This is a genomic window from Variovorax sp. RA8 (assembly GCF_901827175.1).
GTDB lineage: Bacteria > Pseudomonadota > Gammaproteobacteria > Burkholderiales > Burkholderiaceae_C > Variovorax.
Window position 1 is genome coordinate 4,628,057 of the sequence record NZ_LR594662.1, and the last position, 15,832, is coordinate 4,643,888.

Consider the following 15,832-nt stretch of genomic DNA (forward strand, 5'->3'; position numbering starts at 1 on the left):
TGCGGTACGCGCCCCTTCGGAACGGCAGGGGCGGGGGCTCACGCCTTCAGTCCCCAGACCGCCCGCGTCCCCAGCGCCACCACTCCGCCTGCCAGCCAGAACACGCCGCCGACGCCGATCAGCGCACCGATCGACCCGAAAAGCATCGGCATGGCGACGCTGGAGGCGTTGATGGCCATGAGCCGCAGCCCGAGCGCTTCGCCGTGCCGCTCGTGCGGGGTGATCTGGTGCAGCATGCTCATGACCATCGGCTGCACGGCGCCCAGCGCGAAGCCCAGCACCACCGAGCAGATCCCCATCGCGAGCGCCGAGGACAGCAGCGGGTAGACCGAGAACACCAGCGCCGTGATCACGGACGACGTGGCGATCACGCTTCGCTCCGACGCGCGGGCGGCGATCAGCGGCAGCACGATGCGGATCACCGCCGCAGCGATGGCAAAGGCGCCGAGGATGGACCCGATGACCGATGCACCGAGCCCGCGCTCGTGGCCCAGGATGGGCAGCAGGAAGGCATGCACGTCCCAGCTGGAAGATTGCAGCCAGTTCACGAACAGCAGGCGCCGGAACATGCCTTGGCGCAACAGGTCCCAGGCACGCGGCCTGGCCCCGCCTTCCGCCGGAGCGATGGGGGGCAGCTCCTGCGTGCGCCGCGCAAAGAACCAGCCGGCGAGTGGCAGCAGTGCCAGCGCGGCGAACGCAATCCGGAAACCCGGCAGATCGGCGGGACTGCGGCCCGCATGGTCGATCAGCAGGCCGGCGCCGAAAGGGCCCACGAAATTGGCCACCGCCGGGGCGATCGCCAGCCAGCTGAACACCTGCTTGAGCTGCGCCGGGTTGCTCGCCGCGCGCCCGACATGGCGCTGCAGCGCGATGACAGCCGCGCCGGTCGCGCCGCCGGTGAGCAGCGCCGACAGGCACAGCACCGGGAACGCGGGCAGGACGGCCGCCAGCGCGGCTCCCGACGAGGCAGCGATCACCGACAGCATGAGCGGACGCTTGAGCCCGTGCCGGTCGGCAAAGCGCCCGGCCGGCAGCGCCAGGAACACCTGGGTGAGCGCAAACAGCGCGATCAGCAGGCCCACAGCCGCCGCGCTGTAGCCCTGTTGAAGCGCCAGCAACGGCGCGCCGAGACGCATGCCGGTCATGGCCGCGTGCAGCAGGATCTGCGCCGCGATCAGGCGCAGCAGTTCACCGCTCACGTGGCCAGCTCGCCGTCGTCGGCGGCCGGCAGCAGTGCCTGCGACTGCGCCTCCGGGAGCGCCTCTACCTTGCGCAGGGCCAGGCGCATCTGCTTGGCGCGGGTGTCGGCCTTGTCGAGCGTGTCGGAGGCCTTGGCCACCTGCTCCTTGATGCGCGCCACCCATTCGCCGTAGCGCTCGAACTCGGTCTTGACCGCGCCGAGCACCTTCCACACCTCGGAGGCCTGCTGCTCCAGCGCGAGCGTGCGAAAGCCCATGTGAAGGCTGTTGAGCATCGCCAGCAGCGTGGTCGGCCCCGCCAGCGTCACGCGGTGCTGGCGCTGGATGGCGTCCATCAGCCCGGGACGGCGCAGCACCTCGGCATACAGGCTCTCGACCGGCAGGAACAGGATCGCGAAGTCGGTGGTGTGCGGCGCCGCGAGGTAGTTCTCGGCGATCGAGCGCGCCTCGGTGCGGATGCGCGCCTCCAGCGCGCGAGCCGCGAGCTCCGCAGCGCCGGCGTCGATGCGCTCGTGGGCGTCGAGCAGTCGCTCGTAGTCGTCGCGCGGGAACTTGGCATCGATGGGGAGCCAGACCGGCGCGCCATCGCTGCCGCGGCCTGGAAAGCGGATCGCGAAATCCACCCGCTGGCCACTGCGCGGCTTGGTCTCGACCTGCCGGGCGTACTGCTCGGGCGTGAGCACCTGCTCGAGCAGGGCCTCGAGCTGAACCTCGCCGAACACGCCCCGCGTCTTCACGTTGGTCAACACGCGCTGCAGGCTGCCGACGCCGACCGCCAGCGTCTGCATCTCGCCCAGGCCCTTGTGCACCTGCTCCAGGCGGTCGGCCACCTGCTTGAAGCTCTCGCCCAGCCGGGCTTCAAGCGTGCTCTGCAGCTTCTCGTCGACGGTCTTGCGCATCTCGTCGAGCTTGGCGGTGTTGCTCTGCTGGAGCTGCGCAAGCTGGGTCTCCATGGTCGCGCGCACCTCGGCCAGCCGTCGGGCATTCGACTCGGACAGCCCCTGCAGCTGGGTATTGAGCGTGTCGGCCAGTGTCTTCTGCAGGAGGGACAGCTGCTGCGCGAAGGCATCGATCTGCGCGTTCTGCGTGCGCGTGGCCTCGGCCCCCTGCTGCACCAGCGCCTGCTGGAACGTGGCAAAGGCCTGGCTGGTCTCCTGCCGCGCGCCACGCGAGGACTCACCGATCTCGTGCCGCAGCTCACGCTCGATGCGCTCGTTGGCCGCGCCGAGCGTGGCGACCAGGGTGCTGTGGTCGGGAGCTGGCGGCTTGCGCAGCAGCAGCCAGAGCAGCAGGACGATGTTGAGCGCCGCGAGGCCGATCAGGATCCAGGTTTCCGGCACAGGCATGACGGGTCTATTTGCCTCCCAGTACTGCGGGATTGAGGGGGGTGACCGGCTTGCCGTGGACCAGGAATCCGACCAGGTTGTCCGCCGCCAGCTCAGCCATCGCGCGCCGCGTCGGGATGGTGGCGCTCGCGATATGGGGCGTGAGCACGACGTTCGGGACCTGGAGCAGCGCCGGATGCACCTTGGGCTCGCCCTCGAACACGTCCAGCCCCGCCGCCGCGATGCGCCTGTCGCGCAGCGCCTGCGCCAGTGCCGCATCGTCCACGATGCCGCCGCGGGCGATGTTGACCAGCGTGGCCGTCGGCTTCATCAGGGCCAGCTCGGCGGCGCCGACGGTGTGATGCGAGGCGGGCGAGTAGGGCACCACGAGCACCACGTGGTCGGCCGTCTTCAGCAGCTCTTCCTTGCTCACGTAGCTGGCCTTGCACTCGGCCTCGAGCCGCGCGTCGAGCCGCGAGCGGTTGTGGTAGATCACCTTCATGCCGAAGCCGTGCGCGCCGCGCCTGGCAATGCCCTGGCCGATGCGCCCCATGCCGATGATGCCCAGGGTGGCGCCGTGGATGTCAGAGCCGGCGAACATGTCGTAGCTCCACTTCTCCCACTTGCCGGCGCGCAGGAAATGCTCGCTTTCGGTGATGCGGCGCGCGGTGGCCATCATGAGCGCGAAGCCGAAGTCGGCCGTGGTCTCGGTCAGCACGTCGGGCGCGTTGGTGGCGAGCACGCCGCGGGCGGTCATCGCGTCGACATCGAAGTTGTTGTAGCCGACCGCCATGTTGGCGCAGATCTTCAGCTCGGGGCAGGCGGCCAGCACCTCGGCATCGATGCGCTCGCTGCCGGTGGTGAAGGCGCCCTGCTTGCCCTGGAGCTTCTGGATCAGCTCGGCCTTGCTCCAGCTCTGGTCGTCCTGGTTGGACTCGACCTCGAAGTGCGCTTCCAGCCGGGCGATGGTTTCGGGAAAGACCGAACGGGCGACGAGGATCTTGGGTTTGCTCATGATCAACGAAAGAAGATGAAGGTGGAGAGGATGAACAGCGGCACCAGGATGGCGCCCGACCACATCATGTAGCCGAAGAAGCTCGGCATGCGCACGCCGCGGCTTTCCGCGATGGCCTTGACCATCAGGTTGGGCGCATTGCCGATGTAGGTGTTCGCGCCCATGAACACGGCGCCGGCCGAAATCGCGGCCAGGGTCGACCCATAGGTGTTCATGAGTGCCTGCGCATCACCGCCCGCCGTGTTGAAGAACACGAGGTAAGTGGGTGCATTGTCGAGGAAGGAGCTGAGCGCGCCGGTGGCCCAGAAGTACATCGCGGGATCGGGCTGGCCGTCGGGCCGCGTCACGGCCGAGACGACGGCGCCGAAGGGTCCCTGGACGCCCGCCTTGAGCATCGCGATCACCGGGATGATGGTGAGGAAGATCCCGGCGAAGAGCTTCGCCACCTCCGCCATCGGCGCCCAGCCGAACTGGTTGTCGGCATGCACCTGGGGCGCGGTGATCCTGAGCGAGAGCAGCGTGGTCGCGACCAGGCCGATGTCGCGCACGATGCCCGGCAAACCCACCCGGGTCCCGTGAACGTCGAAGCTGATGGGCGATTTCCAGAGGCCGCTCATCAGCACCAGGCAGACGATTCCGCCCAACAGCCAGAAATTGGCCGCGCCATCGAAGCCGAGGCGGCGCGTGTCGGGAGTGGGATCGAAGGGCAGCACGCCCTCCTTGCGGTAGTACCAGCGGTCGAGCGCATGGAACAGCGCCAGCAGGATCCCGACGATGAACAGGGTTTCGGGCAGGATGTTGCGCGCCGTCCAGAAGAATTCCACCCCCTTCAGGAAGCCCAGGAACAACGGCGGATCGCCCAGTGGCGTCAGCGAGCCGCCCACGTTGGAGACGATGAAGATGAAGAACACGACCACGTGCACGCGGTGCCGCCGGTTGTCGTTGGCGCGGATCAGCGGCCGGATCAGCAGCATGGAGGCGCCGGTCGTGCCCATCAGGCTCGCGAGCACCGCGCCGATCGCCAGGATCGCGGTGTTGAGTCCTGGCGTGCCGTGGAGGTTGCCGCGGATGTGGATGCCGCCGGCGACGACGAACAGCGCGGTCAGGAGAATGATGAAGGGGACATACTCGGCCAGCAGCGCATGCAGCAGCTGGGCGGCGGCCAGGCTCACACCGTGGATGGCCGCGAAAGGCAGCAGGAAGGCCAGCGCCCAGCCCGCGGAAACCTTGCCGTAGTGGTGGTGCCAGAACGAAGGCACCAGAAGTGGCATCAGCGCGATCGACAGCAGGATGCCGGCGAAGGGCAAGCCCCACCATGCAGACAAACCGCCACCGTCGAACTCGGCTGCGAAGGCGGTGACAGGTAACAGGGCAGGAAGCGCAACGGAGACCAGCAGGCGGAGGAATCTGGTGGGCGCGTACGAAGCTGTCATGCGGGCTGGGCAATCTCGAAGACCTGGCGCAGGTAGGCCAGGTAGCGCTCGTCGTCGCACATGTTCTTGGAAGGCGTGTCGGACAGCTTGGCCACGGGCTGGTCGTTGCAGCGAACCATCTTGATCACGATCTGCAGCGGCTCGTACCCCAGGTCATTGGTGAGATTGGTGCCGATGCCGAAGGCGAGCTGGCAGCGGCCGCGGAACTGCTGGTAGAGCTCGATGGTGCGCGGGACCGTCAGGCTGTCGCTGAAGATCAGGGTCTTGGTACGCGGATCGACGCGGTTGGCGGCGTAGTGGGCGAGCATGCGCTCCCCCCACTGGAAGGGATCGCCGCTGTCGTGCCGGGCGCCGTCGAACAGCTTGCAGAAGTACAGGTCGAAGTCGCGCAGGAAGGCGGTCATGCCGTAGACGTCCGACAGCGCGATCCCCAGGTCGCCCCGGTACTCGCGCGCCCAGGACTCAAAGCCGAAGACCTGGCTGTCGCGCAGGCGAGGACCCAGCGCCTGGCAGGCCTGGAGGTACTCGTGCGCCATGGTGCCCAGCGGGATCAGGCCGAGCTTCATGGCATAGAGCACGTTGCTGGTGCCGGCGAACTGCGGCGATCTCTCGAGGCTGCGCTGCGGCGGCGAGGTTACTGGGCCGAGCCGGGCGCTGAGGGTACGCAGCACCTCCTCGTGCCAATCCTTCGAGAACCGGCGGCGGGTGCCGTAGTCGGCGATCTTCAGGTCCTGCAGCCCCTGTTCCTGCAACTGCGTCAACTTGGTCTCGAGGCGCCGGCGGCCCTCGGCGATATCGGGCCTGGGCTGGGTGCTCCGGAAGTAGACCTCGTTGACGATCGCCAGCACCGGAATCTCGAACAGGATGGTGTGCAGCCAGGGCCCCTCGATGCGGATGTCGAGCTCCCCTGAGGCCAGCGGAGTGATCTTGATGTATTTCTCGTTGAGGCGGAACAGCCCGAGAAAGTCGACGAAGTCGCTCTTGATGAAGCGCATCGATCGCAGATAGCTCAGCTCCGCATCACGGAACTGCAGCGAGCACAGGTGGCGAACCTCCTCGCGGATCTGCGAGGCGAACTGTGCCAGATCGATGTCTGCATTGCGGCACTTGAAGCGGTACTCCACGCGCGCGCCCGGAAAGTGGTGCAGCACCACCTGCATCATCGTGAACTTGTAGAGGTCGGTGTCGAGCAGGCTGTGGATGATCATGATGATGCGGCGCGCTGGTGTCCTGTTGCTGCGTGCGTCCGATTATCACGGGGCACGTCGGCATGTGCCTACGGCCCCTTCCCCGAGCGTCCTACCGCTGGATCCGGACCTGCAAGCCAGAGTCATTCCACGCCGGCCAGCAAGCAATCGGTCAGCGACAAAAACCCCTCATTTGAAGGAGATAGGTCAATGAACAAAGACACCATCGAAGGCAACTGGAAGCAGCTCAAAGGCAAGGTCAAGGAGCAGTGGGGCAAGCTGACCGACGACGACTTCGATGTCATCGCTGGGAAGCGCGACCAGTTGCTCGGACGCATCCAGGAACGCCACGGCATCAGCCGGGACGAAGCCGAAAAGCAGGTCAAGGACTGGGAGACACGCGAGGGCCGCACGCCCGAGGCGCTCTGGTTCGAGAAGTATTGATCTGGCAACACCAAGGAGCAAATCCATGAAAAAACATCTGCTTATGCTCGCAATTGCCTCGTCATGCCTGGTGGCGACGCAGGCCAGCGCGATGACCCAGGACGAATACAAGGCCGCCAAGGAAAGGATCGAGGCGTCCTACAAGGCGGACAAGGCCAAATGCGACCCCATGAAGGACAACGCGAAGGACGTCTGCCAGAAGGAAGCCAAGGGCAAGGAGAACGTGGCCAAGGCTGAACTCGAGCAGCAATACAAGCCCAGCGACTCCAACGCCCGCAAGGTCGAGGAAGAAAAGGTGAAAGCCACCTACGAGGTCGCCAAGGAAAAATGCGACGACCAGAAGGGTGACGCCAAGAGCGCTTGCGAGAAGCAGGCCAAGGCCGACGAGACCAAAGCCAAGGCGGATATCAAGGCGATGCATGCGAAGAAGTGACGGGCGCCCGGCGCCACGTTGACAAGAACGGCGCCCGAGGGCGCCGTTTTTTCATGCCCGGTCGATGACGAGAAGCTCGCCGACCACTGCCTGCAAGGCCGGCGGCAGCGTCACCGGCCGCTGCGTCGCCCGGTCGACATAGACATGAATGAAATGGCCCTGCGCCGCCGCGGTCTCCGCGCCCTCGGCGAAGAGGGCGATCTCATAGCGCACGCTGGAGCGGCCGACATGCACGACGCGCAAACCTGCTTCGACCGTCTGCGGAAAGGCGAGCGGCGCGAAGTAGTTGCATCCCGTCTCGACCACGAAGCCGATGATGTCCCCGCGATGGATATCGAGCGCGCCGCGCTCGACCAGAAGCGCATTGACCGCGGTGTCGAACCAGCCGTAGTAGACGACGTTGTTGACATGCCCGTACACGTCGTTGTCGGCCCAGCGCGTCGGGATGCTTCGGAAGACGCGAAAGGCGCTGCGGGGATAAGGGGTGGGTTTGGCGTTCATACGAGTGCTCACTGGAGTACCTCGCCTCCGGCTACGGTCCTATGAGCCTTCGGCGCGGCCGTGCGGCTCACGGGTGTCCTCTGGCCGCGGCATTCTGCCATCGCCGCCAGTAGTCGAAGGCCACGCGGAAGGTGGCGAGCTGCACCTGCACCGTCTCGGCGATGTCGCTGGCGTAGCCGCCGGCCATCGCGAACGCGAGCGGGATCCGGCGCTGCCAAGCGAAATCGAAAACACGCCTGTCGCGCGCCTCCAGGCCATCGAAGCTCAGCTTGAGGCGTCCCAGCCGGTCGCGCTCGAAAGGGTCGGCGCCCGCCAGGTAGATCACCAGGCCAGGGGAGAAGCGCCGGTCGAGCTCGTCGAGCGCATGTTCGAGGGCCGCCAGGTAATCGGCGTCGCCACAACCGTCTGGCAGTTCGACATCGAGGTCGCTCGCCTCCTTGCGGAAGGGAAAGTTCTTCTGTCCATGGATCGACAACGTGAACACGCTCGGGTCCTCGCGAAAGATGCGCGCGGTACCGTTGCCCTGATGCACGTCAAGATCGATCACGGCCACCTGCAACGCCGCGCGGCCGCGCCGGCCCTGCTCCGCCTGCATGAGGCGCGCCGCGACGGCGGCATCATTGAACACGCAGAAGCCGCCGCCCCGGTCCGCGCCCGCATGGTGGGTGCCGCCGGCCATATTGCCGGACACGCCCTCGGCCAGCGCGGCGCGGCAGGCGGCGATGGTGGCGCCGGTCGAGCGGCGCGAGCGCTCCACCATGGCTTCGCTCCAGGGAAAGCCGATCTCCCGCATGGCTTGGGCATCCACACTGCCGTCACTGATGGCCGCGATCCATTGCGGCGTGTGGGCCAACGCGAGCTCGCCATCGCTGGCACGTGGCGCCTCGAGCATTTCGACGCCGGGCAGGTGCCGCTCGATCTGCTCGCGCAGCAACACGTAGCGCCCCATCGGAAACCGATGCCCGGGCGGCAGCGGCAAGACGAAGTGGCCCGAATAAAAAGCACGCATGGGGAACATTGTCGGGGACTGTTTTAGAAAGCCGCTTCTAAATTGCTGCATAGCAACAAAAACCTCTTGGAGAGGGGCGCGCCGCTGCCTATACTTTCACCATGCTGCGCCGCAACATAAATATGAATGAAGGGGGGCAGCTCACCCCGGGGACCGTCCCCTTTTCATCTACATGGAGCTTCCACATGGCACTGACCTCTGACCAAATCATCGCCTCCCACAAGGCAAACGTCGAAACGCTGTTCGGCCTCATGACCAAGGCCTTCGAAGGCGTCGAGAAACTGGTGGAACTGAACGTCACCGCCTCCAAGGCTGCCCTGACGGAAGCCGCCGGCACCACGCAAGCGCTGCTGAGCGTCAAGGACGCGCAAGAACTGCTGGCCCTGCAAGCCAGCCTGTTCCAGCCCCTCGCCGAGAAGACCGCCGCCTACAGCCGCCACCTTTACGAAATCGGCCAAGGCACCAGCGCCGAATTCAGCAGGGCGTTCGAAGTCAAGGCCTCTGAAGCCCAGCAAGCGTTCGTCGGCCTGGTCGACAGCGCCGCGAAGAACGCCCCCGCCGGTTCGGAAACCGCCGTTGCCGTGATGAAGAGCGCCGTGGCCGCCGCCAACAACGCCTTCGAGTCGGTCCAGAAAGCCGTCAAGCAAGCCACGGACGTCGCCGAAGCCAACTTCCAGGCCGTCTCGAACACGGCCGTGAACGCCGCCAAGAGCACCGCCCAGACCGCTGCTCGCAAGCGCGCCTGATCATCGAAGAGCCCGCCTCGAGCGGGCGACGATTGTCTCCTTGGGTCCTTCGGGATCCAATTCCAGGGCCCCATCTTCGGATGGGGCTTTTTTTTTGGCCCCTATGATCGCCGGACGAAACGCACTCTTGAGGAGCTGAGCACATGCAGATCGAAGGCAAGGTTTTTATCGTCACCGGAGGAGCTTCGGGCCTCGGCGAAGGCACGGCGCGAATGCTGGCGGCCAACGGCGGCAAGGTGGTGATCGCCGACATGCAGGCGGACAAGGGCGAGACGGTCGCCAAGGACATCGGCGGCGTCTTCGTCAAGTGCGACGTGAGCCAGGAGGCCGACGGCCAAGCCGCGGTGGCCGCCGCCCAGAAGCTGGGCAAGCTGGTCGGCCTGGTCAATTGCGCCGGCATCGCACCTGCCGAAAAGACGGTCGGCAAGAACGGCCCGCATGCACTGGCTGTGTTCAGCAAGACCGTCACCGTAAACTTGATCGGCAGCTTCAACATGATCCGCCTCGCGGCCGACGCCATGAGCCAGAACGAGCCCGAGGCCACCGGCGAGCGCGGCGTGCTGATTTCCACCGCCTCGGTCGCGGCCTACGACGGCCAGATCGGCCAGGCCGCGTACAGCGCTTCGAAGGGCGGCGTGGTCGGCATGACGCTGCCGATCGCCCGCGACCTCGCGCGCAACGGCATCCGCAACATGACGATCGCCCCGGGCATCTTCGGTACGCCGATGCTGTTCGGCATGCCCAAGGAGGTCCAGGACGCCCTCGCCGCCAGCGTGCCTTTCCCTTCGCGCCTGGGTACGCCTGAGGACTACGCCAAGCTGGCGAAGCACATCATCGAGAACGACATGCTCAATGGCGAGGTGATCCGACTCGACGGCGCGATTCGGCTGGCGCCGCGCTGACCGCCGCGATCTCGCCCGGAATCGGCGCCGCGCTGCCCGTGCGCTCGAGGCGCTCGTACTGCGCGATCACCTGGGCGCCGAAGAGCACCAGCGTGGCGGCGATCTCCAGGCTCAGCAGCACGACGATCGCGGTGGTCAGCGAGCCGTACACCACGTTGACCTGCGACAGCGTGGCGAAGTAGAGCACCAGCACGCGACGCGTGATCTCCCAGAGCAGCGCCGCGGTCACGCCGCCCAGCAACGCGTGCCGCAACCGCAGCCGGCCCACGGGCATCACGAGGTAGAGCGAGGTGAGCATGAAGATCTCGCCGCCCAGCCCGAGCAGATACAGCAGCGCCCCCGACACGCCCGAAAGCGACCAGCTGCGGCCGAACAGTTCGACGCTTTCCTGGCCGATTACCTGCAACGCACCCGCCACCAGGGTGACCAGCAGCAGGCCGACGCACAGGCAGAGGATGTAGACATAGGGCATCACCGCCGAAATCAGGAAGTGCCGTGAATGGTCGGCCTTGCGGTGATGAAAGATCACGGCCATTGCGCTTTCGAGCACGGTGAATGCGAGCGAGCTGAAAAAAATCATCGTCACCAACAACACCGGCCCCATCAGATCGCGATGGGCCAGGAAGTTCGACAGCTCGCCCACGATTGCCCGTGACTGGCCGGGAAGCAGCCACTCGAGGTAGCGGCCCACCGAACTCAGCAGTTCCGCCTGGTCGACGAAGTGCGACATCGCGATCACGCTGAGGATCAGGATCGGCACGATCGACAGCAGCGCGTAGTAGGCGACCGCCCCCGCGAGCAGCAGGCCCTGGTTGGCCCGGAACGCCTTGACTGCCTCCCAGGCGAAACGCAGGGGATGGCGCAGCAAGGGCACTGCGTGGCGGACGTTACGGCGAATCATGCAGATGAGGCCCGGGATCCGAAGCGGCCAGTATGCCGCCCCGGGCGCGTTGACATGCGGTCTTGCGTATGATTTGCCGCTCTCCGCCTACATGACCATCCCCTCCTCTTTCATCCAGGAACTGATCGCGCGCGCCGACGTGGTGGAGATCGTCGGGCGCTACGTCCAGCTGAAGAAGGCCGGCGCCAATTTCATGGGGCTGTGCCCCTTCCATGGCGAGAAGTCGCCCTCCTTCTCGGTCAGCCCGACCAAGCAGTTCTATCACTGCTTCGGCTGCGGGGCGCACGGCAACGCGATCGGCTTCCTCATGGATCATGCCGGCATGGGTTTTGTCGAGGCAGTGAACGACCTCGCCGGGCAATACGGCCTGCAAGTGCCCGAAGACGACGCCTCGCCGGAGGAGCGCGCGCGAGCCGCCGGGCAGCGCCAGAAGCAGGCGACGTTGTCCGAGGTGCTCGAGAAGGCGGGCGAGGCCTATCGCAAGCAGTTGCGCCAGTCGAAGACCGCCATCGATTACCTCAAGGGCCGCGGCCTCTCGGGCGAGATCGCCCGGCAGTTCGGCATCGGCTACGCGCCGCCCGGCTGGCGCACGCTGGCCAGCGTGTTTCCCGACTACGACGACCCGCTGCTGGTCGAGAGCGGCCTGGTGATCGCCGGCGAGGCCGACGAAAACAGTGAAGGCAAGCGTTATGACCGCTTCCGCGACCGGGTGATGTTCCCGATCCGCAACGTCAAGGGCGAATGTATCGGCTTCGGCGGCCGGGTGCTGGGCGACGAGAAACCCAAGTACCTCAATTCGCCTGAGACCCCGGTCTTCAGCAAGGGCCGCGAACTCTACGGCCTCTACGAAGCCCGCGTCGCCTTCCGCGAGCACGGCTATGCACTGGTGACCGAGGGCTACATGGACGTGGTGGCGCTGGCCCAGCTGGGCTTCCCGAACGCGGTCGCGACACTGGGCACGGCCTGCACCTCGGATCATGTCCAGAAGCTGTTCCGCTTCACCGAGTCGGTGGTGTTCAGTTTCGACGGCGACGCCGCCGGCAGGCGCGCGGCCCGCAAGGCGCTTGACGGCGCCCTGCCCTACGCGACCGACGTGCGCAGCGTCAAGTTCCTGTTCCTGCCGACCGAGCACGATCCCGACAGCTTCATCCGCGAATTCGGGGCCGACGCCTTCGCGCGTTTCGTGAGCGAGGCCACGCCGCTGAGCCGCTTCATGGTCGAAGTCGCGCGCGAGGGCTGCGACCTCGGCAGCGCCGAAGGACGTGCCCATATGGCCAGCAACGCCCGGCCGCTGTGGAGCACCCTGCCCGAGGGCGCGCTCAAGCGGCAGTTGCTCACCGAGATCGCCGAGATGGTCCAGTTGAGCGCCCAGGAGCTGGGCGAGCTGTGGCTGCCCCCCGGGGCGGCCCGCCCCGCCGGGTCCAGTCCGCGCGAGCGCCGCGAAGGCCGGACCCGGTCGCGGGAAGACCGCTACGAGTTCCGCGCTTCGGCCCCACGTGCCCCTGCCCGCGGCCGCACCCTGCCGCCCGGCCGGCCCGATGTGGCCGCGCGCCTGCTGCTGTCGAGCATGGCGGAATGGGAGGCCCTGCCCCACGAGCTCCATGACCTGCTGTGCGAGCTCCCCGGCGAGCACGGACAGCTCTTCGCCTGGCTGGACAGCCAGTTGCACGAACACGGAGTGCAGCCATGGGCGGCACTGCGCGAGGGCCTGCGCGGCCTTGACTTCGAGGCGCTGGCGCTGCGCGTCATGACCGGCCCCGACGGCGGGCCGCTCGGCGACCCCGAGGGCGAGCACGCAGCGGAGGCCGCGCGCGAACTGCGCAACGTGCTCGACTTCATGCTGGACGATCGCCTCAAGGCTCAACAGAGTGAGGCCATCGCCGCCGTCGGGAGCGATCCGCGGGCCCTGGAGCGCTACAAGGCCCTGGAATCGCGGCGGCTGGAGCTGCGCGCCCGCCTGCATCCTCGATAGGATTGCTTGAAAAATGCGCAGCGCGCTATAATTTAAGGCTTCGCATACAAGCGAAATAAAGGCAAGAGCGACAGCAGCACCTCCGGGCCGACTCGATGCGCAACGCAATTTCCGATGAATACACGTCGGAATACGGGTCAATAACCGCAAGGACTGCACACCAAATGTTCGCCCGACATCTTGTCTTTTGACGCGCGTTCGAGGGGTCGCCAGCGGCCTTTTGTTCGCCCCTTTCCGTTTTTTGTGCTCCCGCCTGCGCCGGGCTGTTGGCGCCTGTGATTCTGTTGGTTCAATTCTTGTTGTACGAGGTCTTATGCCCAGTTCAAAGAAGCCTGCCGTGTCCGCCGCCAACAAACCGGTTGCAGAGAAACCGTTGAAAGCTGCGGCCCTGCCGGCAACTAAGACGGGTACCGCCGCGTCCAAGGCCACAGCCGCAACGAAAGTGAAAACCGTGCCCACCAAATCGTCCCCCACCGCTGAACCCAAGAAGACCGCCGCAGCAGCGGTTGCCGCCGCTCCCGCCACCGCCGCCCGCAAGGTCGGCCGTCCGCCCAAGGCGGCCGGTGCCGCACCCGCCGCCGGCGGCGCCAAGCGCGGCCGCAAGCCCAAGGCTGCCGCCCAGGCGCCCGCCAGCGACGTCGACCTGTCCGACATCGAAGACGAGCTGGTCGGTGACGAACCCGCGGCGACCGAAGAGAAGGTCAAGCCGCTGCGCATGAAGATCAGCAAGGCCAAGGAACGCGCCTTGATGAAGGAGTTCGGGCTCGACGAGACCGTACTGTCCGAGGAAGACCTGGCCAAGCGCCGCTCCCGCCTCAAGACCCTGATCACCCTGGGCAAGACCCGCGGCTACCTGACGCACGGCGAGATCTCCGACCACCTGCCCGACAAGCTGGTCGACGCCGAAACCATGGAAGTCGTGGTCACCATGCTCAACGACATGGGCGTGGCGGTCTACGAGCAGACGCCCGACGCCGAGACGCTGCTGCTTAACAACACGGCGCCTACCGCCACCACGGTGGAAGAAGCCGAAGAGGAGGCCGAAGCCGCCCTCTCGACGGTCGACAGCGAATTCGGCCGCACTACCGACCCCGTGCGCATGTACATGCGCGAGATGGGCACGGTCGAGCTGCTGACGCGCGAGGGCGAGATCGAGATCGCCAAGCGCATCGAAGGCGGCCTGATGGCCATGATGGAGGCCATCTCGGCCTCGCCCGCCACCATCGCCGAGATCCTGCGCCTGGGCCAGGAGATCCGCGACGGCAAGGTCGTCATCTCCACCATCGTCGACGGCTTCTCGAACCCCAACGAGGCCGATGACTACGTGGCCGAGGAAGACTTCGACGAGTTCGACGAGGAAGACGACGACGACGGCAAGGGCGGCTCCAAGGCGCTGACGAAGAAGCTCGAGGAGCTCAAGAACGAAGCGCTCGCGCGTTTCGACCGGATCGCCGTGCTGTTCGAGAAGGTCCACAGGGTCTACGACAAGGAAGGCTACGGCACGCCGGCCTACCAGAAGGCGCAGCATGCGCTGTCGGAAGAGCTGATGACCATCCGCTTCACGGCCCGCACCATCGAGAAGCTGTGCGACCTGGTGCGCACCCAGGTGGACGACGTGCGCAAGAAGGAGCGCGAGCTGCGCCGCATCATCGTGGACAAGTGCGGCTTCCCGCAGGAAGAGTTCATCCGCGACTTCAGCGGCTACGACAAGAACGGCCACCGCGTGGCGTCCAATCTGCTCAATCTCAAGTGGGTCGAGAAGCAGGCCGCGTCCGGCAAGCCCTGGAGCGCCGTGCTGGCCCGCAACATCCCGCCGGTGCAGGAACTGCAGCAGAAGCTGACCGACATCCAGTCCCGCGTGGTGGTGCCGCTGGCCGAGCTCAAGGACATCAACAAGCGCATGAACGAAGGCGAGTCATCCTCGCGTGATGCCAAGAAGGAAATGATCGAGGCCAACCTGCGCCTCGTGATTTCCATCGCCAAGAAGTACACCAACCGCGGCCTGCAGTTCCTGGACCTGATCCAGGAAGGCAACATCGGCCTGATGAAGGCGGTCGACAAGTTCGAATACCGCCGCGGCTACAAGTTCTCGACCTATGCGACATGGTGGATCCGCCAGGCGATCACGCGCTCGATCGCCGACCAGGCGCGCACCATCCGCATCCCGGTGCACATGATCGAGACCATCAACAAGATGAACCGCATCAGCCGCCAGCATCTGCAGGAGTTCGGCTTCGAGCCCGACGCGGGCATCCTGGCCGCCAAGATGGAGATCCCGGAAGACAAGATCCGCAAGATCATGAAGATCGCCAAGGAGCCGATCTCGATGGAAACCCCCATCGGGGACGACGACGATTCGCACCTGGGCGACTTCATCGAGGACAGCAGCAACACCGCGCCGATCGAGGCCGCGATGCAGGCCGGCCTGCGCGACGTGGTCAAGGACATCCTCGACAGCCTGACGCCGCGCGAGGCAAAGGTGCTGCGCATGCGCTTCGGCATCGAGATGTCCACCGACCACACGCTGGAAGAAGTGGGCAAGCAGTTCGACGTGACGCGCGAGCGCATCCGCCAGATCGAGGCAAAGGCATTGCGCAAGCTCAAGCATCCCTCGCGTTCCGACAAGCTGCGCAGCTTTATTGATACGCTCTGATCCCCAGCGGATCCTCGAGCCCGAACGCCCGCTTTGCCTTCACAGGCGGCGGGCGTTCTCTTTGGCCGCGACACAAAGACCAAAACCAAGAACGGAAGAACGGAGACTGGCC

The 15,832-nt window shown here is 66.0% G+C and carries 14 protein-coding genes; 6 read left to right on the forward strand and 8 right to left on the reverse strand.

All coding sequences use genetic code 11. The features are described 5' to 3' along the window. Positions 1–38: 38 nt before the first annotated feature. Genes E5P3_RS21765 through pncB form a run of 5 tightly spaced genes read right to left on the reverse strand, consistent with a single transcriptional unit; the run spans position 39 to position 6,180 of the window. Complete coding sequence (locus tag E5P3_RS21765) at positions 39–1,199, reverse strand: MFS transporter (RefSeq protein ID WP_162587859.1); 1,161 nt, start codon at positions 1,197–1,199, stop codon at positions 39–41. Further along, positions 1,196–2,545 carry a DNA recombination protein RmuC gene (locus tag E5P3_RS21770; protein WP_443083259.1) on the reverse strand — a complete coding sequence of 450 codons (1,350 nt, stop codon included), beginning with the start codon at positions 2,543–2,545 and terminating at the stop codon, positions 1,196–1,198. The genes E5P3_RS21765 and E5P3_RS21770 overlap by 4 nt, the downstream gene beginning before the upstream one ends. 7 nt (positions 2,546–2,552) lie before the next feature. Beyond that, the gene (locus E5P3_RS21775; protein ID WP_162587860.1) at positions 2,553–3,539 is read right to left on the reverse strand and encodes a 2-hydroxyacid dehydrogenase; all 987 of its coding nucleotides are present in this window, start codon (positions 3,537–3,539) and stop codon (positions 2,553–2,555) included. Between the two features lie 2 nt (positions 3,540–3,541). Next, positions 3,542–4,972, reverse strand: a complete 1,431-nt coding sequence (locus E5P3_RS21780; RefSeq protein WP_162587861.1) for a sodium:proton antiporter — start codon at positions 4,970–4,972, stop codon at positions 3,542–3,544. Then, positions 4,969–6,180, reverse strand: coding sequence for a nicotinate phosphoribosyltransferase (gene pncB / locus E5P3_RS21785; RefSeq protein WP_162587862.1), 1,212 nt, complete (start codon positions 6,178–6,180; stop codon positions 4,969–4,971). Before pncB ends, E5P3_RS21780 begins: the two co-directional genes overlap by 4 nt. A 189-nt stretch (positions 6,181–6,369) precedes the next feature. Between pncB and E5P3_RS21790 the strand changes: the two genes are divergently transcribed. Further along, the gene (locus E5P3_RS21790; protein ID WP_068682991.1) at positions 6,370–6,603 is read left to right on the forward strand and encodes a CsbD family protein; all 234 of its coding nucleotides are present in this window, start codon (positions 6,370–6,372) and stop codon (positions 6,601–6,603) included. Between the two features lie 25 nt (positions 6,604–6,628). Continuing rightward, complete coding sequence (locus E5P3_RS21795) at positions 6,629–7,036, forward strand: hypothetical protein (RefSeq protein WP_162587863.1); 408 nt, start codon at positions 6,629–6,631, stop codon at positions 7,034–7,036. Positions 7,037–7,087: 51 nt separating this feature from the next. Here the strand turns inward: E5P3_RS21795 and E5P3_RS21800 are convergent, their stop codons facing one another. Both E5P3_RS21800 and E5P3_RS21805 read right to left on the reverse strand, forming a co-directional pair. After that, positions 7,088–7,537, reverse strand: a complete 450-nt coding sequence (locus tag E5P3_RS21800) for an acyl-CoA thioesterase (RefSeq protein ID WP_162587864.1) — start codon at positions 7,535–7,537, stop codon at positions 7,088–7,090. 67 nt (positions 7,538–7,604) lie between these two features. Beyond that, entirely contained in the window at positions 7,605–8,546 is a 942-nt protein-coding gene (locus E5P3_RS21805) for a histone deacetylase family protein (protein ID WP_443083260.1), read from the reverse strand. Between the two features lie 185 nt (positions 8,547–8,731). Between E5P3_RS21805 and E5P3_RS21810 the strand changes: the two genes are divergently transcribed. Both E5P3_RS21810 and E5P3_RS21815 read left to right on the forward strand, forming a co-directional pair. Next, positions 8,732–9,292, forward strand: a complete 561-nt coding sequence (locus tag E5P3_RS21810) for a phasin family protein (protein WP_162589791.1) — start codon at positions 8,732–8,734, stop codon at positions 9,290–9,292. A 143-nt stretch (positions 9,293–9,435) separates the two neighbouring features. Then, the gene (locus E5P3_RS21815; RefSeq protein ID WP_162587866.1) at positions 9,436–10,194 is read left to right on the forward strand and encodes a 3-hydroxyacyl-CoA dehydrogenase; all 759 of its coding nucleotides are present in this window, start codon (positions 9,436–9,438) and stop codon (positions 10,192–10,194) included. Here E5P3_RS21815 and E5P3_RS21820 read toward each other — a convergent pair. Continuing rightward, positions 10,142–11,095: a YihY/virulence factor BrkB family protein gene (locus E5P3_RS21820; protein ID WP_162587867.1), complete on the reverse strand. Its 954-nt coding sequence runs from the start codon at positions 11,093–11,095 to the stop codon at positions 10,142–10,144. The genes E5P3_RS21815 and E5P3_RS21820 overlap by 53 nt on opposite strands. A 91-nt stretch (positions 11,096–11,186) precedes the next feature. Here E5P3_RS21820 and dnaG point away from each other — a divergent pair, with 91 nt between their 5' ends. Both dnaG and rpoD read left to right on the forward strand, forming a co-directional pair. Further along, positions 11,187–13,067 (forward strand): DNA primase, encoded by a 1,881-nt coding sequence (dnaG, locus tag E5P3_RS21825; protein ID WP_162587868.1) that lies wholly within the window; start codon positions 11,187–11,189, stop codon positions 13,065–13,067. A 313-nt stretch (positions 13,068–13,380) separates the two neighbouring features. Then, positions 13,381–15,720 (forward strand): RNA polymerase sigma factor RpoD, encoded by a 2,340-nt coding sequence (gene rpoD, locus E5P3_RS21830; RefSeq protein WP_162587869.1) that lies wholly within the window; start codon positions 13,381–13,383, stop codon positions 15,718–15,720. Positions 15,721–15,832: the final 112 nt, after the last annotated feature.